This is a genomic window from Marinobacter antarcticus (assembly GCF_011049865.1).
Classification (GTDB): Bacteria; Pseudomonadota; Gammaproteobacteria; order Pseudomonadales; family Oleiphilaceae; genus Marinobacter; species Marinobacter antarcticus_A.
The window spans coordinates 1-26,210 of sequence record NZ_DRGY01000049.1; the positions used below are offsets into that span (position 1 = coordinate 1).

Sequence of the window (26,210 nt, forward strand, 5' to 3'; positions counted from 1 at the left end):
AGATGTGTATAAGAGACAGATGCAGCACGGTGCAGACTGGTATCAGGGGCTGTCTGGCGGGCTCAGTACAGATGGCGGCACCAAGCTTTACGGGGTATCCGGATTGGTTGAACGCCCCGGGCTCTGGGAGTTGCCTATTGGTACCAGCGGTCGGGAAATTCTCGAGCGCGCTGGCGGCATGCGCCAGGGCCACACTCTTAAGGCCTGGTTGCCCGGTGGCGGCAGTACCGGTTTCTTGCTGCCGGAGCACCTGGAGTTACCCGTGGATTTTGATGCCATTGGCAAACACGGCAGTCGCCTGGGCACTGGGTTGATGGCCGTTGTCAGCGAACGCCAGAGCATCGTGGCCCTGCTGCGCAATCTTGAACAGTTTTTTGCTCGGGAGTCTTGCGGTTGGTGCACACCCTGCCGCGATGGCCTGCCCTGGACCGCGAAGATCCTCCAGGCCCTGGAGCGAGGTGAGGGTAAGCCAGGATACGTCGAGATCCTCGAGCAGCATACCGTAGGACTGAACTCGCCACGTACCTTCTGCGCCCATGCGCCGGGGGCAATGATGCCGCTGGAATCGGCAATCCGCCACTTCCGGGCCGAGTTTGAAGCCGGCGTTGCGCAAGCGCAGCTTGAAGGGGTGAACTGATGGCGACGATCCACGTGGACGGCAAGGCATACGAGGTGAGCGGGGCAGATAACCTGCTGCACGCCTGTTTGTCGTTGGGGCTCGACATTCCCTATTTTTGCTGGCATCCGGCGATGGACAGCATCGGAGCCTGTCGTCAATGCGCGGTCAAGCAATACAAAGACAAAGACGACACCGAGGGCAAGCTGGTGATGTCGTGCATGACCCCTTCAACGGACAACAGCTGGATTTCGATCGCCGACGAGGAAGCCAAAACGTTTCGGGCAGGCGTGGTGGAGTGGTTGATGACCTATCATCCCCACGACTGTCCGGTGTGCGAAGAGGGCGGTCACTGCCATCTGCAGGATATGACGGTGATGACCGGCCACGACCGGCGCCGATATGACTTTCGCAAGCGCACCCATCGCAATCAGTACCTGGGCCCCTTCATCGCTCACGAGATGAACCGTTGTATCAACTGTTATCGCTGCGTGCGTTTCTATAACGACTACGCCGGTGGCACAGATCTTGGCGTTTTCGGCTCCAGCAACAACCTGTATTTCGGGCGCCACCAGGAAGGCGTTCTGGAGAGCCCGTTCTCTGGCAACCTGACCGAAGTGTGCCCCACCGGCGTGTTCACAGATCAGACGCACTCTGATCGCTATGTTCGCAAGTGGGATATGCAGTTCGCGCCCAGCGTTTGTCATCAGTGCGCGGTGGGCTGCAATATCAGCCCGGGAGAACGCTACGGCGAGATTCGCCGCATTGAGAATCGCTATAACGGTGATGTTAACCGCTATTTCCTGTGCGATCGCGGGCGCTTCGGCTACGGCTACGTCAATCGCACCGACCGGCCGCGCCAGCCAGAATGGCGCAGCGAGCAAAGGCATAGCGGTCGTAACGAGCGCACCGATGAGGCGGATGAGATCGTTATTCTGGAAGTGGACCCGGCGCTGGATCGCGGCGCTGATTTGTTGCGCAACGCCCGGCGAGTCATTGGTATTGGCTCGCCACGAGCAAGTCTTGAAAGCAATCATCAATTGATACAGCTCGTGGGCCGGGACAATTTCTCTACCGGTATTGCTGCCGCAGAGCAGGCGTGCCTTGAGCGTATGGCCGAACTGGAAAGCACCTGCGGCCTGCCGATTCCCACGCTGCGGGAGGTGGAAACCCACGACGCCGTGTTGGTGCTGGGCGAAGACCTGATGCACAGTGCCGCGCGGGTAGCGTTAGCGGTACGTCAGGCGGCGCTCGCCATGCGCGACGCGCTGGCGGAAGAGCGGGGCATCCCGACGTGGAACGCCGAAGCCGTTAAAACGTTGGCCCAGGACAGCCGGCACCCGGTGTACATCGCCTATCCCGAGGCTACCGAACTTGACGAAATCAGCGCCGACAATTGGCAACTGGCTCCGGCAGACATCGCCCGCCTGGGATTCGCCATTGCGCATATTATTGACAGTAACGCACCCGCGGTAGCGGGGCTTGATGCGGCTCTGGCCGCTTCGGCGCAGACGGTGGCCGAACAGTTGATGGCAGCCAACAGGCCGCTGGTGATCGCCGGCGGCTCGTTGGAATCTACCCAGGTACTTGACGCTGCGGGCAGCATTGCCCGGGCATTGTCGCGTCGCACCAAGCGCGCTGGCTTTATGTTAATACGCCGGGAAGCCAACAGCACCGGCCTTGCCATTCTGGGCGGCCAACCGCTGGAGTGGGCTCTGGATGAGGTTGTTGAAGGCCGCGCGGACGCTCTGGTGGTCATGGAAAACGATTTGTACACCCGGATTCCGGATGCGCGTGTTGATGCAGCGTTGGACGCTGCCACCACTCTGGTGGTTCTGGATCACCAGCGCACCCGAACCTGGCAGCGAGCCAAGCTCGGCCTGTCGGCGGCGAGTTTTACGGAGGCAGACGGCACTCTGGTCAATCTGGAAGGTCGCGCCCAGCGGTTCTTCCAGGTTTTCGACCCGAGTCATCTGCGCCCGGAGTGTCGCATTCACGAAAGTTGGCGCTGGCTGCACGCCTTGCGCGCCAGCCTGGTTCGCCACGAGAACAGCACCATCACTCTGGACGAGGCCACAGAGGCCTGCGTTCGGGATTATCCGGCACTGGCAGGCATGTCTGCCGCCTCCCGGGAAGCGGATTTCCGGGTTGAGGGCGTCAAGTTAGCCCGGGCACCGCACCGTTCCAGCGGGCGAACGTCGATGCGCGCCAACATCGCGGTAAGCGAACCACGCACGCCTCAAGACCCGGACACGCCTTTCACCTTTTCAATGGAAGGCTACAGCGGTTTTGATCAGCCTCGTAAAGAAGTTCCGTTCGCCTGGGCCCCGGGCTGGAACTCGCATCAGGCGTGGAACAAGTTTACCGATGAAGTAGGCGGGCATCTGCGTGCCGGCGACCCTGGCTTTCGCCTGGTTGCCCCACGCCCCGGCGGCTATGACTATGCCAATGATGTTCCGGCAGCTTTCGAGCCGCGCCAGGACAGCTGGCAGCTACTGGTGTTGCCGAGACTGTTTGGGGGTGAGGAAACCTCCGCCCGTGCGACGCCTATTGAAGAACGCGCGAACGTGCCGAGTCAAACACCCAGTATTGGGTTGTCCCGCGAGGATGCAGCTCGGCTGGGGTTTGAACAAGGCGCTGCGCTGACGCTGGAGACAGACTCAGCGCGCCTGACCCTGCCGCTGCGTTGTGATCAGGGCCTGCCGAGTGGGTTGGTGAGTCTCCCTGCAGGAGTTTCCAGCGACTTCCGCAGCGGCGACTGGGCTCGTTTCGACGTATCCGGCGCGGCGCCTGGCCATGAGGAGGTTCGCCAATGAGCTGGACGATCGAGAGCCTGCGCCCGGACTGGTTAACGCCAATGGTCATAGATGTCGCCGTAGCCATGTTACAGGCGCTGGCGATTTTGCTTGTGGCGGTGCTGGCAGGGGCAATTCTTACGGTGGTGGAACGACGTTTGCTGGGCTGGTGGCAGGATCGCTACGGCCCCAACCGGGTCGGGCCCTTTGGCTCCATGCAAGTGATGGCCGACATGATCAAGATTTTCTTCAAGGAAGACTGGATACCGCCCTTCGCCGATAAGACGATCTTCGTGCTGGCGCCGGCCATTGCCATGGCGTCGCTGTTGCTGTCGTTCATGATTATCCCCATTACGCCGGGCTGGGGCGTGGCGAACTGGAATATCGGCCTGCTGTTCTTCCTTGCCATGGGCGGAATCAACGTGTATTCCGTGCTGCTGGGGGGCTGGGCCAGCGCTAACAAGTACGCGCTGATCGGCGCCATGCGCTCGTCGGCTCAAACCATTTCCTACGAAGTGTTCATGGGCCTGTCGCTGATGGGGGTTGTTGCCATGGCCGGATCCTTCAATCTGCGTGAGATCGTCAACGCCCAGCAGGGTATGTGGTACATCGTGCCCCAATTTCTGGGCTTTTGTAACTTTCTTATTGCGGGCTTCGCGGTGGTGCACCGGCACCCCTTTGATCAGCCGGAAGCTGAGCAAGAGCTTGCAGACGGCTATCATATTGAATACTCCTCCATGAAATTCGGCATGTTTTTCATTGGCGAGTACGTGGGTATGCTGCTGATTTCGGCGTTGGTGGTGACACTGTTCTTCGGTGGCTGGAATGGGCCGCTGCTGCCACCTTTTGTCTGGTTTGTGCTCAAGACCAGTGTTTTTTTGGGGCTGTTCATTCTGGTGCGGGCCTCGCTGCCCCGACCGCGTTACGACCGGGTGATGACTTTCGGTTGGGTGGTTTGCCTGCCGCTGACGCTGATCAACCTGCTGGTAACCGGCGCGGCGATACTGCTGGCTGCGCCGGGTTGAGCGCATTCAAACGGATCATCAACGAGGAGCAACTGCCATGTACAAGGGGCTTTTAAAAGGTACCTGGTCGCAATTGCGCACACTGGGCATGGTTTTCATGCACGGCTTTCGCAAGCGCGAAACCCTTAACTACCCCGAAGAAGAGGTTTATCTGTCGCCGCGCTATCGCGGGCGCATCGTGCTGACGCGGGATCCCGACGGTGAAGAGCGCTGCGTGGCCTGTAACCTGTGCGCGGTGGCCTGTCCGGTAGCCTGCATCTCCCTGCAGAAGGGCGAAAAAGAAGATGGCCGCTGGTACCCGGAATTTTTCCGTATCAACTTTTCGCGTTGTATCTTTTGCGGCATGTGTGAGGAGGCCTGCCCAACCTCGGCGATCCAGCTAACGCCAGATTTCGAGATGGGCGAATTCAATCGCCAGGAACTGGTATACGAGAAGGAAGACTTGCTGATCAACGGTCCCGGCAAGGACCACAACTACAACTTCTATAAGGTTGCAGGCTTGGGCATCGCTGGCAAAGGCAAGGGTGAGGGTGTTGTCGAGGAAGAGCCTATCAATGTCACCACGCTGCTTCCCTGAAAGGCAAGGAAGAAAAAGAGAGGAAAGCAACATGGAATACGCATTTTACCTGAGCGGTCTGGTCGCGGTGCTGGCAACGTTCGGCGTTATCAGCAATACCAACCCGGTGCACGCGGTGCTGTATCTGGTGGTATCACTGCTGGCCGTGGCCATGGTGTTTTTTGCCCTGGGTGCGCCTTTTGCCGGGGCGCTCGAGATTATCGTTTACGCCGGGGCGATCATGGTGCTGTTCGTATTTGTGGTAATGATGCTGAACCTGGGCCAGGAGACGGTGGCTCAGGAACGTCTCTGGCTGCAGCCGCGCACGTGGCTTGGGCCATCGCTGCTTGCCGTTGTTTTGCTTCTGACTCTGATTGATACGCTGTGGCGCGGCGACGCAGGCATGATGATTCATGGGGATGTGCTGAGTGCCAAGCAGGTTGGCATCGTTCTATTTGGCCCCTGGGTGTTGGTGGTGGAGCTAAGCGGTTTGCTATTGCTGGCAGCGCTGGTCACCGCCTCTCACGTAGGGCGCCTGCGCCAGATACGATCCGGGTCAGATTCCGCAACACACAAGGAGGCGCCATGAACGGTGTGCCCATGGAGCACGGCCTGGTGCTGGCGGCCATTCTGTTTGCGTTAGGGCTGGCGGGGCTTATGTTCAGGCGCAACATGATCTTCGTGCTGATGAGCCTTGAGATCATGCTCAACGCTGCCGGTCTTGCCTTTATCGTTGCAGGCTCAGCCTGGCAGCAGCCGGAAGGTCAGGTTATGTTTCTGCTGGTCATTACCTTGGCGGCGGCCGAGGCCAGCGTGGGCCTGGCACTGTTGATTCAGCTGCATCAGCGCTTCAAGTCTCTGGATATTGATGCGGTCAGCAGGATGCGCGGATGATGGAACTCATGACCTTACTCCCTTCAACCGGGTTTTTGCTTCCGCTGACGTTCCTGTTGCCGTTGGCCGGAACAATCATTCTGGCGTTTTCCCGAGGTAAGTTTAGCCACGGTGCAGTGACGTTTGTGGGCGTTGGCAGCATAGGGCTGGCCGCGCTGGTTACGGCGTTGCTGGCGCTGGGCTTTCACAATAGCCCAACCCAGGCTGACCCGCAGATCGTTACGCTCTGGACCTGGATGTCCGTAGGGGAATTTCAGCCCAGTGTCGGATTGGCTCTGGATGGGCTCTCGTTGACCATGCTCAGTATCATCACCGGTGTGGGTTTTCTGATTCATCTGTTCGCCGCCTGGTACATGCGCGGTGATGAGGGCGTTACGCGCTTCTACGCCTACATGAACCTGTTCGTGTTCAGCATGGTGCTGCTGGTGCTGGGTGATAATCTCCTACTGCTCTTTCTGGGCTGGGAAGGGGTCGGCATGTGCAGCTACCTGCTGATCGGTTACTACTACCAGAACAGCGCCAACGGCTGGGCGGGTTTCAAGGCCTTTATCATTACCCGTATTGGCGATGTGTTCCTGGCCATCGGCATGTTTTTGCTGTTTGCCAGGCTCGGTACCCTGAACATTGCCGAGATTCTTTCTCTGGCGCCGCAAGTATGGCAAGCCGGCGATTCGACGGTCGAGTTAGCAGCCCTGTTATTATTGGGTGGAGCACTGGGCAAGTCTGCGCAATTGCCGCTGCATACCTGGCTTGCAGACGCCATGGCTGGCCCCACGCCTGTGTCTGCCCTGATTCATGCCGCGACCATGGTGACCGCCGGGGTCTATCTGATTGCGCGTATGCACGGGGTGTTTGAGCTGGCGCCTGACGCGCTGTACCTGACCGGTCTGATCGGTGCCGTTACGTTGCTGGTGGCCGGTTTTGCTGCCTTGGCCCAGACCGACATCAAACGAGTGCTCGCCTTCTCTACCATGAGCCAGATCGGCTACATGTTTTTGGCGCTGGGCGTTGGCGCTTTCGACGCGGCTGTGTTCCATCTGATGATCCATGCTTTCTTTAAAGCACTGCTGTTCCTCTCTGCCGGCGCGGTCATCATCAGTTGTCATCACGAACAGGACATAAATCGCCTGGGCGGTTTGTGGCGCAAGCTGCCGCTGGCGTATATGGGCTTTATTGTTGGCGGTGCGGCGTTGGTGGCTTTGCCGCTTGTGACCGCAGGTTTCTACAGCAAGGATGAGATTCTCTGGCAGGCACTGGCGGCAGATCGCCAAGGCCTGCTGATCGCCGGATTGGTGGGCGCTTTCCTGACGTCGCTCTACACCACGCGGCTAATTATTGGCATTTTCCACGGTGAGATGAAAAGCGACGGTGCGCGCCAAGCCAAGGCCGGGCGTGGCCTGGCCCACGGGTTGCCGCTGATCATCCTGGCGCTGCTATCCACATTGCTCGGCGCCTGGATTACACCGCCGCTCAGCGGGGTACTGCCTGCCGGCCCAGGCGAAGGCGTGGAAGCAGGGCATACAGCACTTGAGCTGATGGCGTCTGCCACAGCGTTGATTGGCGTTGGTTTTGGGGTCTGGCTGCTGGCGTTCAGGCGCCAGTGGCTTGGGCGTATCACGCGCCAGGGCATAGGTGCGGGATTGTGGACGTTGTGGCACAACGCCTGGGGCTTCGATATTATTTTTGACTGGCTGTTGGTACGGCCCTATCGCGGCTTGGTGCGCTTGCTGAAGGGCGATCTTTTCGACGCTTTCTTCCGTTTGGTTGCCCAGGTTTTGCGCGTTGCGCATCTAGGGCTTTCCCGAACCCAGACAGGCAAGTTACGCGGCTATGCGGCCACCATGGTGGTTGGTGCAGCGCTGATTCTATTGAGCCTGGCGCTAACGTTCTAGGGATTGTGAACAACCCCGATAAGGAGATGCAACGCTTATGATACTGGTGTGGTTAATCGTGATCCCCTTCATCGGGGGGCTCCTGTGTTGGCAGACAGAACGATTAGGTGATAAGCCGACGCGCTGGATCGCGCTTGCCACCATGCTTATCGAGCTGTTTATCTCGCTTTGGTTGTGGACACATTACGATTTTCACCTGCCGGCGCTGGACGGCTCGACCACCCAGTGGGCGTTGGAATTCCGAGTGCCCTGGATTGAACGTTTTGGCATTGATTTTCACCTCGCCATGGACGGTCTGTCGCTTGTGTTGATCGCCCTGACCAGCTTTCTCGGCGTGTTGGCGGTGTTGTGTTCGTGGAACGAAATTGTTCGCCGGATCGGTTTTTTCCATCTTAACTTACTGTGGATTCTCACTGGCGTTGTCGGGGTGTTTCTGGCCATCGACTTGTTCCTGTTCTTCTTCTTCTGGGAACTGATGTTGGTGCCGATGTATTTCCTGATTTCTCTTTGGGGTCATAGTGGCTCGAAGGGCCAGACGCGCATCGGTGCGGCGATCAAATTCTTCATCTATACCCAGGCCAGTGGGCTTTTGATGCTGGTCTCCATCCTTGGATTGGTGTTCGCTCATCACGCCAACACCGGAGAGTATTCGTTCAGCTATCAGGTGCTGCTGGAGACCACGTTGTCGCCCACACTTGCCACGTGGTTGATGTTGGGCTTCTTCATTGCCTTTGCGGTCAAGCTGCCTGTGGTGCCATTGCACGGTTGGCTGCCAGATGCCCATGCGCAGGCACCCACCGCCGGCAGCGTTGATCTGGCTGGAATACTGCTCAAAACTGCCGCCTACGGTATGCTGCGTTTCGCCTTGCCGCTGTTTCCCGAGGCCTCCCAGGCATTTGCGCCCATTGCTATGGGGCTTGGGCTGCTCGGCATTTACTACGGTGCGGTGCTCGCCTGCGGGCAACAGAACGTTAAGCGCTTCGTGGCGTACACCAGTGTCGCCCACATGGGGTTCGTGCTGATTGGCATTTATTCCGGTTCTCTGTTGGCTTTGCAGGGTGTGATCGTCCTGATGCTGGCTCACGCCTTTTCCGCCGCGGGACTCTTTATTCTCAGCGGGCAGCTATACGAGCGCCTGCGAACCCGGGAGATGAACAAGATGGGCGGTTTATGGGGGCGGCTTGGCACTTTGCCGGGATTCTGGCTGTTTTTTATTGCCGCGTCGCTGGGTATACCGGTCACAGCCAACTTTATCGGTGAATTCATGGTGCTGTTCGGCACTTTTCCCGCGGCACCCTGGGTGGTAGTGCTGGCCAGCGTTGGTCTGGTGCTGGCTGCTATCTACTCTCTTATCCTGATGCAACGGGTGCACTATGGTCCGCCACAAAGCAAAACGCCGTTGAAGGGGTTGGATGCCCGCGAATTTGCCATGATGCTCAGCATCGTTGTGCTGTTGATATGGCTTGGTATTTATCCCCAACCGCTGCTTGATACAACCGAGGCTTCAATGAGCGAAGTGCAACAGGTGTTCGAGCCTTCGGGAACCGCCTTGCGGGAAGCGCCTAACGGGCCCGGAATGCCCATCACGCTGATGTCGGAGACCCGCTGATGCCTTTTGCTGCTGCTATCGCTTATCTGCCCATGATTCTGGTGGCCGCGACGGCGATCACGGTGATGCTTGGCATCGCCTGGCGCCGCGATCACACCGTCACGGTAGCGGTCAGCGTATTAGGTTTGGCGCTGGCCTTGATTGCTCAGGCATTTGCGTGGCGGGTCATTCCCGTGCACACGCCACTGCTCGACTTTGATGGGCTTGCGCTATTGGCCGGGTTGTTGATTCTGGCGTCGACCCTCGCGTGCGCGATTCTGGCTCACGTTTACCTTGAGTCTTTTCACGGCGCCCGTGAAGAGTTCTATATTTTACTCCTGTGCGCAGCCGCAGGGGGTCTGGTGCTGGCGGCAAGTCGGCATCTTGCCAGTTTATTTACCGGCCTGGAGCTCTTGTCCATGCCGCTTTACGGAATGCTCGCCTATGCGTTCCATGAGAAGCGCTCCCTGGAAGCGGGGATCAAATACCTGGTTCTCTCTGCCGCCGCCAGCGCCTTTTTGTTGTTCGGCATGGCCTTGCTTTACGCCCAAACGGGGGAGTTGCGGATCGATATTCTGATGGCGAGCCTGGATCAGAACGCAGGCGTATGGGGCCTGACCGGCATCGGCCTGATGCTCGTGGGGTTGGGTTTCAAGCTTTCAGTCGTGCCTTTTCATCTTTGGACGCCGGATGTTTACGAAGGTGGCCCGGGGCCGGCGGCCACTTTTCTCGCCACTGCCAGCAAGGTAGCGGTCTTTGCGTTAATGATGCGTTTGATGCTGTCGACGCCTGTCTTGCAAGGAGAATGGTTGCGCATGGTGCTCACCGGCCTGGCTCTGGCCAGTATGCTGGTGGGCAATCTGCTGGCGCTGACGCAGTCCAACCTCAAGCGCATACTCGGCTATTCATCTATTGCGCACTTTGGCTATCTTCTGATCGTGCTTGTGGTCGCGGACGGCCTTGCGGCGGAAACCGGCGGTGTTTATCTCATTACCTACATACTGAGCACTCTGGCAGCGTTTGGTGTGGTTGTTTTGATATCCGGCACGACCGGTGGCGAAGACGCATCGGCGCTGCACTACTATCGAGGTCTGTTCTGGCGGCGACCTTACCTGACCGCTGTGCTTACGGTATCCATGCTTTCATTGGCCGGTATACCGGCGACCGTAGGCTTCATCGGCAAATTCTATGTCATCGCCCTGGGCGTCGAAGCCCATCGCTGGTGGCTGGTGGGCGGTATCCTCATTGGGAGTGCTATCGGGCTTTACTACTACCTGAGAGTTACAATCACCTTGTTCTTGCCACAACCGGGTATGCGACGTCGCGACGTGTCCGATGATTGGGGTTTGCGGGCCGGCGGGTTGGTAGTGCTGGCGATAGCGGGTTTGGTGATCCTGTTAGGGGTCTATCCAACACCCATGATTGAGCTTGCCCGAGCTCTTGGAGACGTCACAATTCGTCTGCCGTAACCACACATGCGAACCCGTTTTTAGCGGGTCTTGGTTGGGACAGGTTCCAGATTCCCAATGGCTACTTCGAGTACTGCCCCGAATACCATCTGCTTTTCTTTACCCCCTCCTATGACTCTCCCCGGTAATCGTTGAACGGGGAGAATTCCGAGCAATCAGTAACTTCTGAGAAAATCTGGGTTTCATCTCCATCTACTGACGAAATATTGACGGTTTTTTAACCAAATAAACGACAAGCATCACATCGATAATCCTCTGCGTTTTGTACAATTTCGAAACTTAGACGATATATTGGTGTAAATATTATATGAAACGCGTCATTAAAATGTCACAGGCATGGATAGCCGCGTTTTCGTTGGGGATCCTGCTCACAGGGTGTGGAGGAGATTCTGATTCCGCCGATACCAGTACAAGTTCCGGGCTTTATAGCCCGGGCACCGCGGGCGTGGTCAGCAGACCGGCTCTTCCGGGAACAGAAAGGTCCGCGATCCTGAGTTGGAACGCACCCGAAAGCCGGGTAAATGGTGAGGGGATCAAAATGGCGGAGCTGGATGAGTACATCATTCGCTACGGCCAGGACGCCGATAATCTGGACCGGGAGATTGTGATCTCGGATGCGCAAGTGGATGCTCACATGACGCACAAGGTGAGTGGGCTGGGCAGCGGAACCTGGTACTTTACGATCCTGGTTCGGGACAACAACGGTTTGGTGAGTGCGCCCTCCGCCGTTGTTGACAAACAAATCAGATCCTGATCATCGGATCTGCAATTGGAAGTTTAAGTGTGAAAGAGGAGCCTTCTCCGGGGCTGGAGACAACAGAGATTTCACCCCGGTGTTTTTCCACGACGGTTTTCACAAACGAAAGCCCCAGTCCGGCCCCGTGAATGCCGGACATCTCACTGCTTTTCTGCCGACGGTAACGGTCAAACAGGTGGGGCAGTTCGTCTGCATCTATGCCAGTACCTTCGTCCGCGATGGTCAGGCACGCCTGATGCCCGGCACGAAATACCTGGAGGCTCACCGCTGAGCCTCCAGGGCTGTATTGCACAGCGTTGGTTAACAGGTTAATGACCGCCCGCTCAAGCAGCTCTGCGTTGCCTTTCAGCCATAGATCTTCGGTACCTTGCAGTTGCAATGAAATGCGTTTTTCCAGTGCCTGCTCGCTCACGCTGTCGCGGGCGTTTTCAACAATGGCCAAAAACTCGCACTCATAAAAGCGGGTTTCCGTCAGTTGCTCGGCCCGGGCCAACTGAACAAACTCCTCGGCCAAATGATAGCTTCGCCTTGCAAGCCGCCCCAGCTGTTCCAGCTGGTTTTTATCGATATGCGTAGGGTCGCGCTTTAACTGTTCGATCAGTGCCAATTGCGACACAAGCGGCGAGCGGACATCGTGAGAAATGAAGTCAATGGCTTCTCGGTGCTGACGTTGCTGTGCCCGCAGTTCGGAAATATCAGAAATGTTGGCAATGATGCCGTGTTGCCCTCGGTCTGGAAGAGCAAAGGGCGCGAAATGAATGAGAAAGTCTTTGTCCCGGAGTTGCAGATCCACCGTTCGGCTCTGCAGCAGCGTGAGCGTTTCCGATACGGTTTCATGCCAGGGTGGGGTTTCACGGGGGTCGTGGCCCGCCAGGAGTCGTGTCAAAGGAAGCCCCGCCAGGCTGGGCATGGGTTCCTTGAACCACTCTTCTATGTGACCGTTTGCAAAGCGTATGATGCCTAATTCATCGGTTACGATGATGCCATCTGGCATGCGCTCAAAGCTGCGGCGGATAAACTCCTGAGTTTGGTTCAGCCGGTCAGTGGCCACTTTGACGCGCTCAATACGCGCCGAAATATTTTCACTGGGCCTGAACATTCTTGTTGTCTTGCCTGAGCTTGAGAGTTTTAGCCGCTGCAAATAGCGTTGAATGGCGTCTCTGCTCAGATCGTTGGGCAGCGTCAGGCCCAGCGTGTAGCGGCTCTTACCCCGGATCAACTGAATCCAGCTTTGGTTTCCGTCATTTCGCCAGTGCCCTGGCTCCAGGTAATCCGGAACGTCGGCCAGTTCCATATTCTGGGCGGAAAGGATGTTCTCGTTCTCCATCAGCAGCCAGCCCTGCGGTTGGAAGAGCGCCTGAAAGTGCTCGAGAAGCTGTGTTAGCGGCCGTTTTGACGTATCTGGCAGTGCCACTCGCGGGCTGCGAACCAGTACGTCCAGTTGTCGATTGAGGAACTGATTGGTCATAGCCAGGCGCAAACCGCTGGCGATCGGGAACGCAATAAGTGGAATGATCAAAGCGTGGGCGATGGGCAGCCAAACCTGGAATGCGGTTAGCAACACAATACACACGCCAAGGATAGCGGCGCTGGTGGTTACGCAGGCCGTTAACGTGCGGGCAGGGCGCATGCGAGGCAGCAGAACCGCCAATGCGGCCAGTGTGACGATCGCCAGCACGATACCGGCCCACTCAGGCGCCGGTTTGATCAGGCGCCCCTGCTGGTTCGCTGAAAAGGTGTTGGCGTGGAACTCCACGCCGGACATCGGCCGGCTCAAGCCGGAAAAGGGCGTTGGTACACTGTCCCCCAATCCCGCAGCAGTCGCACCAACGAAAACGGTTTTGCCACCAAACACGTCCGGTGCTGGCGGGGTGTTCAGTACGTCGCTGTAGGAATACGTGGGCAGTGTGCCGGCACCGCCCACAAACGGAACGATACGATAGTGGTCGCGCACGTTTACAAAGGAGGGCAAATCGTGCGGGTCGTGTTGCCTGGGTTTGACCCCCGAGGCTGCGAGTCCAAGCGCAGGCCAAAGCTGACGCGCCATGCCGTTAAAGAGATAGAGCCCTCTGGCAATACCATCGTGATCGAGTTCGACGTGCACATGGCCAAGGCCGGCAGCCGCCGTGATCAGGTCACTAGTGGGGAACTGCTCACTCAGCAACAAGTGCGAACTTGGGGGCGACAGGTGCACCGGCAGAATAACCTTGCCGTGAGCCTCCATGGCGCGCTTCAGCCCGGCATCATCCCGAGACGGTTCGGTGAACAGCACGTCAAATACAATGGTTTCGGCCCCCGCTTTGTGGAGCTTTTCAACCAGGGCAGCATGGGTTTTCCGCGGCCAAGGCCAACGACCCTGCTGAGACAGGCTGAGATCGTCAATAGCGACGATCACGACGTTCGGTGACGGGGCGGCGGGGCTGGCAAGCATGGCAGAATCAAGAAGCCAGTAATCAATCCGTTGTGGCAGGGCCGTCGCTTCTGCTAGCAGAAATATCAACAGGAATGCCAAGCCGAGGGTCCATGGAGTCGTTTTTATTGGCAGCCAATCCCGGGTCATGAGTCCTGCTGTAGGTGTTTGTCGTTAACGATGTTATTCCAGGTACAACTCCCTCCCTGGTCCCCAGCGGCTTTGTAACGGGCCGTCAGAAAGCGCTTTCAAGCGAACAAAATACCGCCTTCCGGGAATAAGACGCAAGGCCGCTGTGGTATCTGGCAACGTGGCTTCTTTGATAATGTTGTTGAAACCCGGTTCTTCCGCAAGCTGCATTCGATAATTGGCGGCCGTATCAACCTTCTGCCAGAACACACGAACCTGGCTGTCGACATAATTAATGCTGATAATGCGCACCGGCGGCAGCGTTCCGTTTACGATCAGTTTACGGGGCTGTGTTGTTGCCACCGAGTTGCCACCCGCTTCCGTCACAACGCGCCAGTAATACTGGCCAGGGCTCAGGGGGCGTGAAGGCAAAGCCGTTGTTTCCGGTGCCCACTCGCTGGTCGCAACCAGATTCCCGAAGGCGTCGTCTTCTGCAATTTCAACTCGGGCTACTTCGTTTTCACCGTTGAGAGTCCAGCGAAACTCCGGCATGTCGTCATTTACGCTGCCGTCGTTTTCCGGCGTCAGCAAGCTGGCTGTGCGGGCCTTAAGGTTCACTTCTATCGGTAATATGCCTGGCATGCCTGCGGTACCTTGCGGATCAAGCGCCGCCAGATGAATTTCATACTTGCCGTTATCCAGACGACTGATGTCGAAGCGGCTTCCTTTGACTTCGCGGCTTTCAACCCAGCGTCCGCTGTCTGTTTCGAAGATGTCCAGGCGATAGTCAGTTGCAGCGCTTTGTTGCCAGGTCATCTCTGCGGGGAGCCGGGTGAGTATCGGAGGAAGCGGGCTGATGTCCGGTGCCGGCGGCATTCTGTGAATGCTCAATTTGTTGTTGCCGCCGCTGCTATTGCTGGCAACCGTTGCGCTGTAACCGGCGGGAATCCGCTGAGTCTGGTTGGGTGCGCCGAAATCAACCACGCCTTCGGTCACCTGTAAACGGGTGCCCTCCTGCCCGGTTTGCAATGAGAATGCCGTACCGCGAACGGCGGCAACCGCAGACGGCGTTTCAATTTCAAAGCGTGCGCCGCCCTCAATAACGGGTTTGACCCGGGTGTGGACTTCTCCGCGGTTGAGCCTGAGGCGCGTATCCACCATGCCGGTTTTACCGTACTGAGTCAGACGGTTGAATATGAGCCGTGAATTCGGTGAGAGACGAACTTCCGAGCCGTCAGCCAGTACAATGGTCGCAGCACCCGCGCTGGAGAACACCTCATCGCTCACGCGTATTAGCGTGCCGTTGGTCAGAGGCCTTTTTCGGCCGTCAATACCGGATATCAGTTGAACATTGCCAGAGACAGAGGCAGCCCGTGCAGGGTTGGGTTGTCTCTTCAGCCAGGATAGAGGGATACGAATACGATCACCCTCTCCCAGAGTCGCGTGATTTTCAATGGCGTTGTATTGAAGCAGTTGGCTCGAGCTGTAGCTTTTTAGCAGAAGATCGTTGGCGACTTCCGGAAAGCTCTCACCCGGTGTCAGCGTGTAAATCCACTCGGGTGCGGCGTTGCTGGCGACGCTTGTTAATGTTGGCGCAGACCCCCGGGTTATAGGCAGATCAGCACACACTGGCGTGCCCAGCGCCAAAAGAGCCAGCAAAAGGACTGCGTTGATAAAAGCAGGCATGCGGTGTTCAGTCATGCGGCGTTTGCGCTTCCATATCGGCTTTCATGGCTTCGAGACGATAGCCGCGCTGGTAGATTGTTTTGATGCGGAACCCGTTTTCCGGATTCAAACCCAAGCGACGTCTTAGCCGGCTCATGTGAGTGTCTACGGTTCGGGTGTTTATGTCCTTTGCCAGCCCCCACACTCTTTCAAGAAGCACCTCGCGGGTAAGCAGGCGGCCCTGGTTTTGAAATAGGAACAGGGTCAGATCAAAGTCTTTGTCGGTCAATGTAAGCGCTTCACCGTGGAGCGACACGGTTCTGTGCTGGGTATTGATGTCAAAAGGACCGTATTTAAGCACTTCTTTTTCATTGTCCGGATTGGCGCGGCGGGCCAAGGCGTTAATGCGAGCTACCAGTTCCGCAGCTCGAGCAGGCTTCGCGAGAAAGTCGTCCGCGCCTGCGTCCAGGGCATGAACAATATCGGATTCGCTGTCGCGCTGGGTAAGAAACACCACGGGAATTGGCCAGTTGATCTGAGCCCTTACGCTTTTGAGCACGTCAATGCCGGTCATGTCAGGAATCTGCCAATCAAGAATCATCAGGTCGTAACTGCGGTGCAATGCAGCGCTGAGAAAACTCTGGCCCGTTGGAAAGCTATCGCAGTGATGGCCACGCTCAGTCAGAATGGACTGTATGTGCTGCGCCTGTTCGTGTTGATCTTCAAGCAGAGCGATGCGCATTGCGCCTCTCCTGGAGTCTTGGGTGTTGTGTTGCGAGTCTGTGTCGCGGTGTGCGATATAGGATGTTCTTTCATATCAGATGATTATCACAAATTGCCGCAGAGCATTCAGTGTCGTTATGTAGATTTGCGTAAACGAATGGAAGGCTTTCCGTCATCGTCATCCAGTGTTTGTCGGCAGGCTGGGAAATTACTGCAGCCCCAGAACCAGCCTTTTTTACCTTTTCGTCTCACCAGCGGTGAAAAGCAGTGGGGGCAGGGGATGGGCTTTTGTCCGGTGCCGTCTTGCGGCGAGGCATCCTCAAGCGGGCGTGTTCCGCGGCAGTCGGGGTAACGAATGCAGGCGAAAAAGCGACCAAACTTGCCATCTCTCTCCGTCATCGGAGAGCGGCATTTCGGGCAGTTGGGCGCGTCTATTTTCGGCTCGGAGTCAGGCACATCAGCGGCAGGGCCGATAAAGCGACGGATTTCCGCTTTCAGGGTTTTGAGGAATTCCCGGGGATCGTCCTCACCCCTGCGAATACCTTCCAGGGTTGCCTCCCAAACCGCGGTTCTGTCTGGTTTGCTAACAGATTCCGGGAGCGCGCTGATCAGTGCTTTACCTTTGTCGGTAGCGCGAATGTAACGGCTGTCGCGGAACAGGTAGTCCCGTTTGAACAGGGTATCGATGATGTTTGCACGGGTGGCTTCAGTGCCAAGGCCGTCTGTCTCCCGAAGGGTTTTTCGCAGCTCTGGGTCGATTACAAAACGGGCAATGTTGGTCATTGCCGATAGCAACGTGGCATCGGTGAAGTGCTGGGGCGGCTGGGTTTTGCGCTCCTTTACGGTGGCCTCTTCGCAGAACACGGGCTCACCCGTATCCAGGTGCGGCAACGGGGGCTTGTCTGCCTCCTTTTTGCTGTCCCGCAATTTTAGCTCAAGGGCTTTCCAGCCAGGCTCGAGCACGGCGGTTTCTGTGGCGCGAAATCGGTGTGCGCCTACCTGCACGGTAAGCCGGCCTTCACGATGGATGGCGTCTGCTGAAAACTGCATCAGATAATAGCGACTGACCAGGCCGTAAATTTTCTGTTCGGCTTCGCTGAGTTTGCCATTAGGCGCCGTGCGACTGGTCGGGATGATGGCGTGGTGGGCATCCACTTTCTTGTCGTTCCAGGCCGACGTTTTGCGGCTGAAATCAGCGTTGGCGCAAGCTTCGGCCAGTTCGGAAGAAACACGACCAATAGCCCCGGTGACCTGTTCGCGCTGCGCATAATGCCCCTCGGGCAGGTACCGACAGTCAGAGCGAGGGTAGGTAATGAGCTGGTGCCGCTCGTACAGATTCTGGGCGGTATCCAGCACATCTTTTGCCCCCATGCGGAACAGTCGGCCAGCTTCTATCTGCAAGGCTGAAAGCGACAAGGGTAAAGGCGGCGCTTCGGGCCGGTCACGAAAGCGGGAGCCTGCAACCGAGCCGGGCCGGCTATGAATGCTGGCCGCAATCTGATCGGCTGTTGCGCGATCCAGCAAGCGGTTCTCTTCGTCCAGATGTTCCTGAAACTGTTCGTCCGGAAGCCAGCGGGCGATGAACGACTGCTGATCTGCCTCTTCTTCCTGCGCCTTGAAGCGGGCTTCGATACGGAAGTAGGGCTTGGGATCGAAGTTTCCTATGGTGTTGTCGCGCTCCACCACCAGCCCCAGCACCGGGGTTTGAACGCGCCCAACCGAATACACACCCTTTTGCCCTTGCTGCTGATAATGCAAGGTATAAAAGCGGGTGAGGTTGATGCCATAAAGCCAGTCAGCCCGCTGTCGGGCGAGCGCCGAATGCGACAGCCTGCGAAACTCCAGGTTGTCCCTGGGTTGCTGAATGGCTTTGGCGACCGCCGCCGGGGTCAGGTCGTTGATGAGTATTCGCTTTACGGGGGCTTCGCTTCCGAAATACCGTATTACTTCATCAACCAGCAGTTGGCCTTCTCTGTCTGGATCGCCGGCGTGAACAATCGTTGTCGCCTGTCTGATCAACGATTCCAAAGCGTTGAGTTGCTGGCGTACGCTGTCTTTAGGGGTTACCTGCCATTTATCCGGAAACATCGGAAGATCTTGCTGGGACCAGGCTTTCCAGGCCGGGTTGTAGCTGGCGGGTTCTGCGGGTTCCAGCAGGTGGCCAATGCACCAGCTTACGGTGGCGGCTTCATTACCCTCGCCGCAGCGGATCCAGCCTTGGCCTTTTTGATAGGGGCCAGGGAGGGCGGCGGCAATTGCTCTGCCGAGACTGGGTTTTTCGGCGATGTAGAGGAGCATGGTTCCGGTATGGTTTTGTGTGGGTTGGCTTGGGACGGGATGGGAATGTGGCGGTTTGGTAGTTGGGTGTCAAGGTTCGGGTAGCTCGTGTCTTCTGTAGTAGACTGTTTGTCATAGTTAACGCGGATGTGGGAGTTTATAAGCCATGAAAATTCAGAACACGATTGAAGCCAAACTGAACGAAGCGTTTGACGCCAAGGTTCTTCAGGTGGAAAACGAAAGCCACAAGCACAGTGTGCCGCCAAATTCCGAAACGCACTTCAAGGTGACCATGGTGTCACCGGCGTTTGCCGGACAGATGAAAGTGAAGCGGCATCAGGCTATTTACAAGCTGCTTGCGGAAGAGTTGGAAAGGGTAGGCGGGGTGCACGCGCTGGCGTTGCATCTATACGCTCCTGACGAGTGGGAGGCGTCTGGACAGGTGGTGCCGGCGTCGCCCAATTGTCTGGGTGGGTCCAAAGCCGATCCGCAGCCAGCGGCGTCAGGCGTTCAAGGTCACAGTGGAGGGCATTCATGAGTCAGTTTTTTCAGATTCATCCCGAGAACCCGCAAAAGCGATTGATCAATCAGGCGGTTGAGATTCTTCGCCGCGGTGGTGTCGCGGTTTACCCGACAGACTCGGGTTATGCCATTGGTTGTCACTTGGGGGAAAAGCAGGCACAGGATCGCATCAAGCGAATCCGAAGGCTGGATGACAAGCATAACTTCACGTTGGTGTGTCGTGATCTCTCTGATATCGGGGTTTATGCGAAGGTTGATAACACTCAGTACCGGCTTTTAAAAACGTTCACGCCAGGCCCCTATACGTTCATTCTGGATGCAACCGGCGAGGTGCCACGGCGATTGCTGCACCCGAAACGGCGTTCTATCGGTGTTCGGGTGCCGGATAATGCGATTGTTCAGGCTTTGTTGGGTGAGTTGGGCGAGCCTATTATGAGCAGCACGCTGATATTGCCGGGTGAGACGGATCCTATGACCGATCCAGAGAAGATTCGGGAGATTCTGGGGCACGACCTGGATCTGATTATCGACGGCGGCTTCTGCGGCACGGAACCCACCACGGTGGTGGACTTCACAGGGGCCGTACCCTCTGTTACCCGCGTTGGAAAGGGCGACCCGGCTCCGTTTGATGTTTGATGTTCACGCCCGGGTGTTCAGGTTGAAGGCGTAAGCGCCCCGATTTGCCGCAGCTTCAAACGGATCGGTAGGCGCTGAGCGGCGCAGGGTATCGTAGCGATGCACGAGATCCTGCAGGCCGTTGAACTGTTGGTTTTCACTGATCAGTGTGTCCAGCAGTGAATTGTTAACGCCATAGGCCTGGTTGAGCTTCAGGGCGTTATCCATGAAGTCCAGCGTTGGCTCGTTGACGCTCAGCCGACTGAAGGCGTCTGCAAAGTTTTTATTGACGTTCAGATCATTCTCGATGCGCGTGCGGGTGTCGTCTGCCAGCGTGCCGCCCACCTCAATTTTACCGGCATCACTTTTACTGACGCTTATTGCTGTGGCCGGGTTCAGGTTGTACTCGGCAAGTTTGTGCCGCAGCGTTTCTCTTATAAAGGCAAGATCCTGCCCTACAGTTTGCTTGTAATCTGCCAGCGGCAACGTCTGCGATTTCAGGCGGCCGGCATCACTCGCCGAGCCTCCCGACGACGTGAAGCGGTCATCGCCGGGGCTTGCGGGAGGCGTTGCTTCCACGCTGCCGGCACCTTTGGCCTTCTGGTCTTCTGCCCCCGTGGCGGGCCGGTTCTCCAGAGTTTGCTGGAAGCGGGTGCTGGCCTGAATCAGAGATGTCAGCAGTGACATATCGTTTTATCCTCCATTGGCTCGCGGCGCGCGTGCCAGAATATGCTTGTTAACAAGTTAATAAGCATATTCCGGGCCATCAGGATAGAGACGGCTGATCAGACGTTTCGGGTAACGTTAATGATTTTGAGATGGATATTGTTACGACCACGAATTGGCCACTCGATGGATTCGCCCACCGAAAGCCCGAGCAGTGCAGACCCTGCGGGTGCAAGAATTGAGATTTTACCTTCTCCGGTGCCCATTTCGTGTGGATACACCAGGGTCAGTTCCTGTTCCTGGCCGCTATCTTCATTCTTGAAGCGGACACTCGAATTCATCGTTACCACGTGTTCGGGCATTTCCGCGAGTGGCAAAAGTGTGGCGCGGCTCAACTCATCGTCCAGACCGTCTGCAATATCGGAATCTTTCTGTTTTTCGATCAGGGTTGTTAACCGATTAAAATCTTCTTCAGCAACCAGTATTGCCGGCATATCAGCCATACTAACCTCCAAGGCATAAATAAATAATTTGGAATTTCAGGATTTAGGCGCCGAATCCGGCGTTTTAAAAGCGGATTCAGCGAGAAACGAGAAAGGCAGACAACACACCAGCAGTACCTGCTTGTTGGCGGGCACTGTATTGATAAAAAGGAACGGACTCTGAGAAAAGTGTTCTCACAGGCTCACCTGATGCGTCGTTTCTGAATAAATAAAGGAGAAGCAGCAATATGGCCACTTCGGTCAATTTATAAGCTTTTGCCGGGTTCCACAAGCGAACCAGCGGAAAACGTAAGAAATAAAGCGTATAACGCCAAATTTGTTAGACTGACACCCTAGACATTTCACTCACAGCCCGCCCCAGGCAAGGAATTTCGTACCATGTCCAAATTATTTCCTTCTGTTGATCCCGACGGGTTGCTGGAATATTCGGTCGTTTTCAACGACCGTTCGCTAAACCATATGTCAGCACCCTTCCAGCAGGTAATGCGGGATATCTCCTCCACACTGCGGCAAGTATACAACGCCAAAGGCGCCGTGATTGTTCCCGGTGGTGGTAGTTTTGGCATGGAAGCCGTTGCTCGCCAGTTTGCCAATGATGAACATTGTCTGGTGGTTCGCAACGGTTGGTTCAGCTATCGCTGGTCGCAGATACTGGAAGCCGGCCGAATTACCGACAAGATAACCGTGCTCAAGGCCAAGGCTTTGGACGAAACGCCCCAGGCGGCCTATGCGCCAGTTCCCGCCGAGACAGTGGCAGAACGCATCAGGGCAGAAAAGCCCGCCGTTGTATTCGTTCCCCACGTTGAAACCGCTGCCGGCATTGTATTGCCAGACGCCTACCTGAAAACCATTGGTGACGCGGTAAAAGACGTCAACGGGCTGTTTGTGCTGGATTGCGTAGCCTCTGGCGCCCTGTGGGTTGATACCAAAGCCTGCGGCGTGGACGTTCTGATCACAGCGCCCCAGAAAGGCTGGAGCGCCTCGCCGTGTGCCGCGCTGATTACATTGAGCGAACGGGCCGTTGCCCGCATGGAAGAAACCACCAGCAGCAGTTTTGCGGCTGATTTGCGTAAATGGTCCCAGATAATGCAAACCTACGAGTCTGGCAGTCATGGCTATCACGCAACCATGCCTACAGACACCTTGGTGATACTGCGTGACGCCATGCTTGAGACTCTGAAAACCGGCCCGGAATTGCTCTACCAGCGCCAAACGGAGCTTGGCAAACAGGTGCGCGAGCTGTTTTACAGCGCCGGCTTCAACAGCGTTGCGGCGCCTGGTTTTGAGTCATCCAGCGTGGTGGTTCTGCACACCGACAACATAAACATTCACAACACCAGCCTCTTCCGCGAGCAGGGCGTGCAAGCCGCCGCTGGCGTGCCACTGATGTGCGACGAGCCAGAGGGCTTTCGAACGTTCCGGATCGGGTTGTTTGGTCTTGAGAAGCTGAATAACGTGGATCGAACGGTGAAGAATCTGCGGGTGGCTTTGGAGGCTATTCAGGGTTGAAGTAATGCGTCTCTCAGCTCGATGTCAAATTGTCTTGGGATTGACTCCGAATCGTCATAGTGCCGCTTTAAGGTGTGTTGAAAATACAATCACATCGGACACTCTGAGGCGGCTATGGACTTTCGAAAATCTCTTCTTGCTTTGGCTATCACGGGCTCAATCATCGCGCTGGCAGGCTGCAAAAACAACGGCGACAGCACTACGGCTACCGACGGCGCAGCCGGTAACAGCAATAAGCTGATTGAGCTGAGTGTATTGGGCACCTATGCCAGCGGCGCGTTCGACCAGAGCGCTGCAGAAATCGTTGCCCATGACGCGATCAATCAGCGCGTGTTCGTGATTAACGCTAACGATTCGAGCGTAGACGTGCTGGATATCAACGATCCGAAAATGCCAACCAAGCTTGGCACCATCGATGCCAGTGCAGAAGGCGCATCGGCTAACAGCGTTGCGGTATACGGCGCCCTTGTCGCCGTGGCTATTGAAGCGACGGTGAAACAGGACAACGGAAAAGTCGTGTTCTACAACACCACCGATCTGAACAAGGTAGGAGAGGTGACCGTTGGGGCGCTGCCAGATATGGTCACCTTTACTCGTGACGGCAAGGCCTTGCTGGTCGCCAACGAAGGCGAACCCAGTGGTGACTACGGGAACGACCCGGAAGGCTCCGTCAGCATCATCGATCTTTCCAGTGGTGCTGGCGCAGCGACGGTAACCACTGCAGACTTCACAACGTTTAACGCCCAGCGGGCAGACTTGATGGCGAAGGGCGTGCGAGTGTTCGGGCCGGGGTCTACCCTGGCTCAGGACCTGGAGCCGGAATACATCGCCGTATCCCTGGACAACAAAACCGCCTGGATCACGCTTCAGGAGAACAACGCGGTGGCCGAACTGGACATTGCCGCAGGTGAAATTACCGCCATCCTGCCACTCGGGTTCAAAGACCACAGCATTCCCGGCAATGAACTGGATGCCAGCAACAAAGACGACGGAATTAACGTCCGCAACTGGCCGGTGCTTGGCATTTACAGCCCGGACTCTATCGCCAGCTACGGCTATAACAGCGAGACCTATTATGTTACCGCCAACGAAGGCGACTCACGAGATTACGACGGTTTCAGCGAGGAATTCCGAGTTGCCGATCTGACTCTGGATGCAACTGCGTTCCCGAACGCCGCTGAGCTTCAAAAAGACGCCAACCTCGGGCGCCTGAACGTCACATCTACCCTTGGCTACGGAAGCTCGTGCGACCCGAGCAATCCTGCAAACGTGGCTCTCATCGGTGGTAAGTACGACACCGCGTACGTGGAGACGACCTGCGTTTACGAGAAGCTATACGCCTACGGTGCACGCTCCTTCTCGATCTGGTCGGCGGACGGCACCCAGGTTTTCGACAGCGGCAGCGAGTTCGAGCGCATAACCGCTAATCGGATTCCGGACAACTTCAACGGAAACAACGACGAAAATTCCTTTGATAACCGTTCCGACGACAAAGGTCCGGAGCCGGAAGCCATCACCACAGGGCAGATTGGCGACCAGACATTTGCCTTCATTGGCCTTGAGCGCGCCGGCGGCATCATGGTGTACAACGTGACGGATCCCCGGAAGCCGGAGTTTGTGCAATATCTCAACAACCGGAATTTTTCGGTATCACAAGCCGATCTGGAAAATGGAATGGCGGGGGATCTGGGGCCGGAAGGAATGGCGTTTATCCCGGCAGAGGACAGCCCTAACGGCAAACCTGTGCTGGTAGTGGGTAATGAAGTGAGTGGCACCACGACTCTTTACGGCATTGAGGTGGTTGTTTCTAAACCGTAATCTCGTTTCGTTTGCCAAGCAGGTTTTTGTCGTAGAGCAAGCGCTGTCATTCAACTAACGGAGTATCTTTTCCCCAGGCACAAAAAAAGGTCGCCACCCGGCGACCTTTTTATTCACCCGTTCTGCTATCAGGCAGAAGCGGGTGTCTTCTTCGTAGAGCTCTTACTTGCAGTCGGCTTCTTGGTGTTGACCTTGTGCTTGGTAGACTGCGCAACACTGGTCACTTCATCAGCGGCGTCAGCTGCGGCTTCAGACACTGTGTCCGATCCCTTAGCTACTTTGTGCTTGGAAGACTGCGCTACGCTGGTTACGTCATCGGCTGCGTCAGATACAGCTTCTGAAACCGCGTCGGCGCCGTCAGCCGCTTCTTTCTCGAGTTTTGAAGCGATGTCAGCTGCAAAGCTGCCCATGCGCAGGTTGAGGCTACGAAGCTGCTCGAACAGTGTCTCACTGTAGCCGTAGTAACGTGTGCGCAAGGATTTGACGCTGTATTCACGAGCGCCAGATTCCAACTTCTCAGCGTACGCGAAAGGCTTGGCAGATAGCTTCTTCTGTTGCTCTTCTGCGGCATTGATGCCTTTTTCGACAATTTCCTGAATCTGTTGCTGATACGTTTTAAGTTTACCCATTTTGATTCTCCTGGTTTGCTGGTGATCGCTTTGGTTGAAGAAGAATTCACCACGCGAATGTATTTGCGGGAATCCGTCTGACTTCAAGCTATGGATCTACAGTACGGTGAAAAATTAGAGTGTTCATACTAGAACGCAGAAAAATCAGAAAAGATAATAAATGGTTTTTTCGCCAGCTTGCGCCGAGCCTGGTGTTCGGAAAGTATTGGTACTCAAAACACGAACATGAAAAAGGGCAGCGAATGCTGCCCTTTTAAAAACGTAGTTCAGGTAGTGCAATCAGGCGCGGCGGCGACGGGCAGCCATCAAGCCAAGCAGGCCAGCGCCAAGCAGGCCAAGGGTGCCCGGCTCAGGCACTGTTGCGGTCACTTTTACATCATCCAGAAAGTTACCAATCGTGCCAGTCAAAGGATTCACAGAGGTGAACCTGATAGTCGTAGTTGTGTCTGCGGCTACGAACGAATTTGAAAATATGCTCCAACCATCGGTCGTGTGGTCGTCTAGGAGCCAGTCCAGCGAATTTGCACCCGAAATGACATCGAAAGAGAACGTCTCTTGGTCGTTAGCGCGCGCTCGATAGGCAAAGCTGATGTCGTAGGACTGGTTGGTAACGGTCACAAATTCCTGGTAAATGCTGAACGCAATACCTGAGCCAGGATGAGCATTCAGCTCGGCAAACTGGTCGCCCTCGGCGGCGGTTACGCCGTTATAGTCGTTCCAGATTTCGAATCTTTCATTATTGGCATCGGCTTCCCATCCTGCTATGTCAGTAAACGATTGCCAGCTGTTCGCAGAGATAACGTCATCTTCAAAACTGCCATTCTGAATAAGATTGGCACTGGCAGGTGCGGCAAGGACAAGAGAGAGGCTTAAAGCACTGAGCGCGGCGATGCGGTTGAATAAAGACATAAGTTCTTCCTTAACTACGTTGTTTTACAGGATGCTTAAAAAATGCAAACTTAATGCCAGAAAAATTTTATTCTTTTATTTCAACGTTCTGAAAGTTTCAAGCCGCGGCTGTGAGGAGGCATGTGTATATTTATCTGACACTCTCGATGGCTGGCAATTATGCTCTGGTCTGGGTGGCGCGGACCATTGCGGATGTGATTTAGGCTAATGTCAGTGTTTTCGGGGCTTGGCGTGCGTTGGTGC

The 26,210-nt window shown here is 56.3% G+C and carries 22 protein-coding genes; 14 read left to right on the top strand and 8 right to left on the bottom strand.

The genetic code is table 11. From position 1 onward, the window contains the following. The 10 genes from ENI00_RS06120 to ENI00_RS06165 form a co-directional block, all read left to right on the top strand. Positions 1–637 (top strand): NADH-ubiquinone oxidoreductase-F iron-sulfur binding region domain-containing protein (locus ENI00_RS06120; RefSeq protein ID WP_304100386.1); only part of this gene is annotated, 637 nt, incomplete at its 5' end. After that, on the top strand, positions 637–3,432 hold the full coding sequence (gene nuoG, locus ENI00_RS06125) for an NADH-quinone oxidoreductase subunit NuoG (protein WP_304100388.1): 2,796 nt from the start codon (positions 637–639) through the stop codon (positions 3,430–3,432). The genes ENI00_RS06120 and nuoG, both read left to right, overlap by 1 nt. Continuing rightward, the gene (gene nuoH / locus ENI00_RS06130) at positions 3,429–4,436 is read left to right on the top strand and encodes an NADH-quinone oxidoreductase subunit NuoH (RefSeq protein ID WP_304100391.1); all 1,008 of its coding nucleotides are present in this window, start codon (positions 3,429–3,431) and stop codon (positions 4,434–4,436) included. Before nuoG ends, nuoH begins: the two co-directional genes overlap by 4 nt. Positions 4,437–4,473: 37 nt before the next feature. Beyond that, entirely contained in the window at positions 4,474–5,013 is a 540-nt protein-coding gene (nuoI, locus tag ENI00_RS06135; protein WP_304100393.1) for an NADH-quinone oxidoreductase subunit NuoI, read from the top strand. 31 nt (positions 5,014–5,044) lie between these two features. Then, entirely contained in the window at positions 5,045–5,581 is a 537-nt protein-coding gene (gene nuoJ, locus ENI00_RS06140) for an NADH-quinone oxidoreductase subunit J (protein WP_304100396.1), read from the top strand. Further along, entirely contained in the window at positions 5,578–5,886 is a 309-nt protein-coding gene (gene nuoK, locus ENI00_RS06145) for an NADH-quinone oxidoreductase subunit NuoK (RefSeq protein WP_304100398.1), read from the top strand. Before nuoJ ends, nuoK begins: the two co-directional genes overlap by 4 nt. Beyond that, positions 5,886–7,778: an NADH-quinone oxidoreductase subunit L gene (gene nuoL / locus ENI00_RS06150; RefSeq protein ID WP_304100585.1), complete on the top strand. Its 1,893-nt coding sequence runs from the start codon at positions 5,886–5,888 to the stop codon at positions 7,776–7,778. The genes nuoK and nuoL overlap by 1 nt, the downstream gene beginning before the upstream one ends. Before the next feature lie 37 nt (positions 7,779–7,815). Further along, positions 7,816–9,387 (top strand): NADH-quinone oxidoreductase subunit M, encoded by a 1,572-nt coding sequence (gene nuoM, locus ENI00_RS06155; protein WP_304100400.1) that lies wholly within the window; start codon positions 7,816–7,818, stop codon positions 9,385–9,387. Continuing rightward, positions 9,387–10,835: an NADH-quinone oxidoreductase subunit NuoN gene (gene nuoN / locus ENI00_RS06160; RefSeq protein WP_304100403.1), complete on the top strand. Its 1,449-nt coding sequence runs from the start codon at positions 9,387–9,389 to the stop codon at positions 10,833–10,835. Before nuoM ends, nuoN begins: the two co-directional genes overlap by 1 nt. Before the next feature lie 307 nt (positions 10,836–11,142). After that, positions 11,143–11,589: a fibronectin type III domain-containing protein gene (locus ENI00_RS06165; RefSeq protein ID WP_304100405.1), complete on the top strand. Its 447-nt coding sequence runs from the start codon at positions 11,143–11,145 to the stop codon at positions 11,587–11,589. Here ENI00_RS06165 and ENI00_RS06170 read toward each other — a convergent pair. From ENI00_RS06170 to ENI00_RS06185, 4 genes are all read right to left on the bottom strand, one after another. Further along, positions 11,579–14,152 (bottom strand): CHASE2 domain-containing protein, encoded by a 2,574-nt coding sequence (locus tag ENI00_RS06170; RefSeq protein WP_304100407.1) that lies wholly within the window; start codon positions 14,150–14,152, stop codon positions 11,579–11,581. The two genes, ENI00_RS06165 and ENI00_RS06170, sit on opposite strands and share 11 nt — an antisense overlap. Before the next feature lie 33 nt (positions 14,153–14,185). Continuing rightward, positions 14,186–15,832: a FecR family protein gene (locus ENI00_RS06175; protein WP_304100411.1), complete on the bottom strand. Its 1,647-nt coding sequence runs from the start codon at positions 15,830–15,832 to the stop codon at positions 14,186–14,188. Beyond that, entirely contained in the window at positions 15,825–16,538 is a 714-nt protein-coding gene (locus tag ENI00_RS06180) for a response regulator transcription factor (RefSeq protein WP_304100414.1), read from the bottom strand. The genes ENI00_RS06175 and ENI00_RS06180 overlap by 8 nt, the downstream gene beginning before the upstream one ends. A gap of 116 nt (positions 16,539–16,654) precedes the next feature. Further along, the gene (locus ENI00_RS06185) at positions 16,655–18,817 is read right to left on the bottom strand and encodes a DNA topoisomerase III (protein ID WP_304100417.1); all 2,163 of its coding nucleotides are present in this window, start codon (positions 18,815–18,817) and stop codon (positions 16,655–16,657) included. 145 nt (positions 18,818–18,962) lie between these two features. On the opposite strand from ENI00_RS06185, the gene ENI00_RS06190 reads away from it, so the two are divergent. After that, a complete protein-coding gene (locus tag ENI00_RS06190) occupies positions 18,963–19,334 on the top strand; it encodes a BolA family protein (RefSeq protein ID WP_304100420.1) in 372 nt (123 codons plus the stop codon). Beyond that, positions 19,331–19,954 carry an L-threonylcarbamoyladenylate synthase gene (locus tag ENI00_RS06195; protein ID WP_304100422.1) on the top strand — a complete coding sequence of 208 codons (624 nt, stop codon included), beginning with the start codon at positions 19,331–19,333 and terminating at the stop codon, positions 19,952–19,954. The genes ENI00_RS06190 and ENI00_RS06195 overlap by 4 nt, the downstream gene beginning before the upstream one ends. Positions 19,955–19,957: 3 nt before the next feature. Here the strand turns inward: ENI00_RS06195 and ENI00_RS06200 are convergent, their stop codons facing one another. Beyond that, complete coding sequence (locus tag ENI00_RS06200) at positions 19,958–20,620, bottom strand: hypothetical protein (protein WP_304100425.1); 663 nt, start codon at positions 20,618–20,620, stop codon at positions 19,958–19,960. A 98-nt stretch (positions 20,621–20,718) separates the two neighbouring features. Further along, the gene (gene rnk, locus ENI00_RS06205) at positions 20,719–21,102 is read right to left on the bottom strand and encodes a nucleoside diphosphate kinase regulator (RefSeq protein ID WP_304100428.1); all 384 of its coding nucleotides are present in this window, start codon (positions 21,100–21,102) and stop codon (positions 20,719–20,721) included. A 378-nt stretch (positions 21,103–21,480) separates the two neighbouring features. Between rnk and ENI00_RS06210 the strand changes: the two genes are divergently transcribed. Both ENI00_RS06210 and ENI00_RS06215 read left to right on the top strand, forming a co-directional pair. Further along, entirely contained in the window at positions 21,481–22,611 is a 1,131-nt protein-coding gene (locus ENI00_RS06210; protein WP_304100431.1) for an aminotransferase class V-fold PLP-dependent enzyme, read from the top strand. A gap of 114 nt (positions 22,612–22,725) precedes the next feature. Then, the gene (locus ENI00_RS06215) at positions 22,726–24,429 is read left to right on the top strand and encodes a choice-of-anchor I family protein (RefSeq protein WP_304100433.1); all 1,704 of its coding nucleotides are present in this window, start codon (positions 22,726–22,728) and stop codon (positions 24,427–24,429) included. A gap of 128 nt (positions 24,430–24,557) precedes the next feature. Here the strand turns inward: ENI00_RS06215 and ENI00_RS06220 are convergent, their stop codons facing one another. Further along, on the bottom strand, positions 24,558–25,058 hold the full coding sequence (locus tag ENI00_RS06220) for a hypothetical protein (protein WP_304100436.1): 501 nt from the start codon (positions 25,056–25,058) through the stop codon (positions 24,558–24,560). 279 nt (positions 25,059–25,337) lie between these two features. Beyond that, positions 25,338–25,967 (bottom strand): PEP-CTERM sorting domain-containing protein, encoded by a 630-nt coding sequence (locus ENI00_RS06225; RefSeq protein WP_304100438.1) that lies wholly within the window; start codon positions 25,965–25,967, stop codon positions 25,338–25,340. Between the last annotated feature and the right edge of the window lie 243 nt (positions 25,968–26,210).

Bases quoted from the DNA above. Each gene is read 5' to 3' on its own strand.
- nuoI (WP_304100393.1), top strand. From the start codon at position 4,474: ATGTACAAGGGGCTTTTAAAAGGTACCTGGTCGCAATTGCGCACACTG.
- nuoK (WP_304100398.1), top strand. From the start codon at position 5,578: ATGAACGGTGTGCCCATGGAGCACGGCCTGGTGCTGGCGGCCATTCTG.
- nuoM (WP_304100400.1), top strand. From the start codon at position 7,816: ATGATACTGGTGTGGTTAATCGTGATCCCCTTCATCGGGGGGCTCCTG.
- ENI00_RS06190 (WP_304100420.1), top strand. From the start codon at position 18,963: ATGAAAATTCAGAACACGATTGAAGCCAAACTGAACGAAGCGTTTGAC.
- ENI00_RS06215 (WP_304100433.1), top strand. From the start codon at position 22,726: ATGGACTTTCGAAAATCTCTTCTTGCTTTGGCTATCACGGGCTCAATC.
- nuoJ (WP_304100396.1), top strand. From the start codon at position 5,045: ATGGAATACGCATTTTACCTGAGCGGTCTGGTCGCGGTGCTGGCAACG.
- ENI00_RS06165 (WP_304100405.1), top strand. From the start codon at position 11,143: ATGAAACGCGTCATTAAAATGTCACAGGCATGGATAGCCGCGTTTTCG.
- ENI00_RS06175 (WP_304100411.1), bottom strand. From the start codon at position 15,832: ATGACTGAACACCGCATGCCTGCTTTTATCAACGCAGTCCTTTTGCTG.
- rnk (WP_304100428.1), bottom strand. From the start codon at position 21,102: ATGGCTGATATGCCGGCAATACTGGTTGCTGAAGAAGATTTTAATCGG.
- ENI00_RS06185 (WP_304100417.1), bottom strand. From the start codon at position 18,817: ATGCTCCTCTACATCGCCGAAAAACCCAGTCTCGGCAGAGCAATTGCC.
- ENI00_RS06195 (WP_304100422.1), top strand. From the start codon at position 19,331: ATGAGTCAGTTTTTTCAGATTCATCCCGAGAACCCGCAAAAGCGATTG.
- nuoL (WP_304100585.1), top strand. From the start codon at position 5,886: ATGGAACTCATGACCTTACTCCCTTCAACCGGGTTTTTGCTTCCGCTG.
- nuoG (WP_304100388.1), top strand. From the start codon at position 637: ATGGCGACGATCCACGTGGACGGCAAGGCATACGAGGTGAGCGGGGCA.
- ENI00_RS06180 (WP_304100414.1), bottom strand. From the start codon at position 16,538: ATGCGCATCGCTCTGCTTGAAGATCAACACGAACAGGCGCAGCACATA.
- ENI00_RS06220 (WP_304100436.1), bottom strand. From the start codon at position 25,058: ATGGGTAAACTTAAAACGTATCAGCAACAGATTCAGGAAATTGTCGAA.
- ENI00_RS06225 (WP_304100438.1), bottom strand. From the start codon at position 25,967: ATGTCTTTATTCAACCGCATCGCCGCGCTCAGTGCTTTAAGCCTCTCT.
- nuoN (WP_304100403.1), top strand. From the start codon at position 9,387: ATGCCTTTTGCTGCTGCTATCGCTTATCTGCCCATGATTCTGGTGGCC.
- ENI00_RS06200 (WP_304100425.1), bottom strand. From the start codon at position 20,620: ATGTCACTGCTGACATCTCTGATTCAGGCCAGCACCCGCTTCCAGCAA.
- nuoH (WP_304100391.1), top strand. From the start codon at position 3,429: ATGAGCTGGACGATCGAGAGCCTGCGCCCGGACTGGTTAACGCCAATG.
- ENI00_RS06170 (WP_304100407.1), bottom strand. From the start codon at position 14,152: ATGACCCGGGATTGGCTGCCAATAAAAACGACTCCATGGACCCTCGGC.
- ENI00_RS06210 (WP_304100431.1), top strand. From the start codon at position 21,481: ATGTCCAAATTATTTCCTTCTGTTGATCCCGACGGGTTGCTGGAATAT.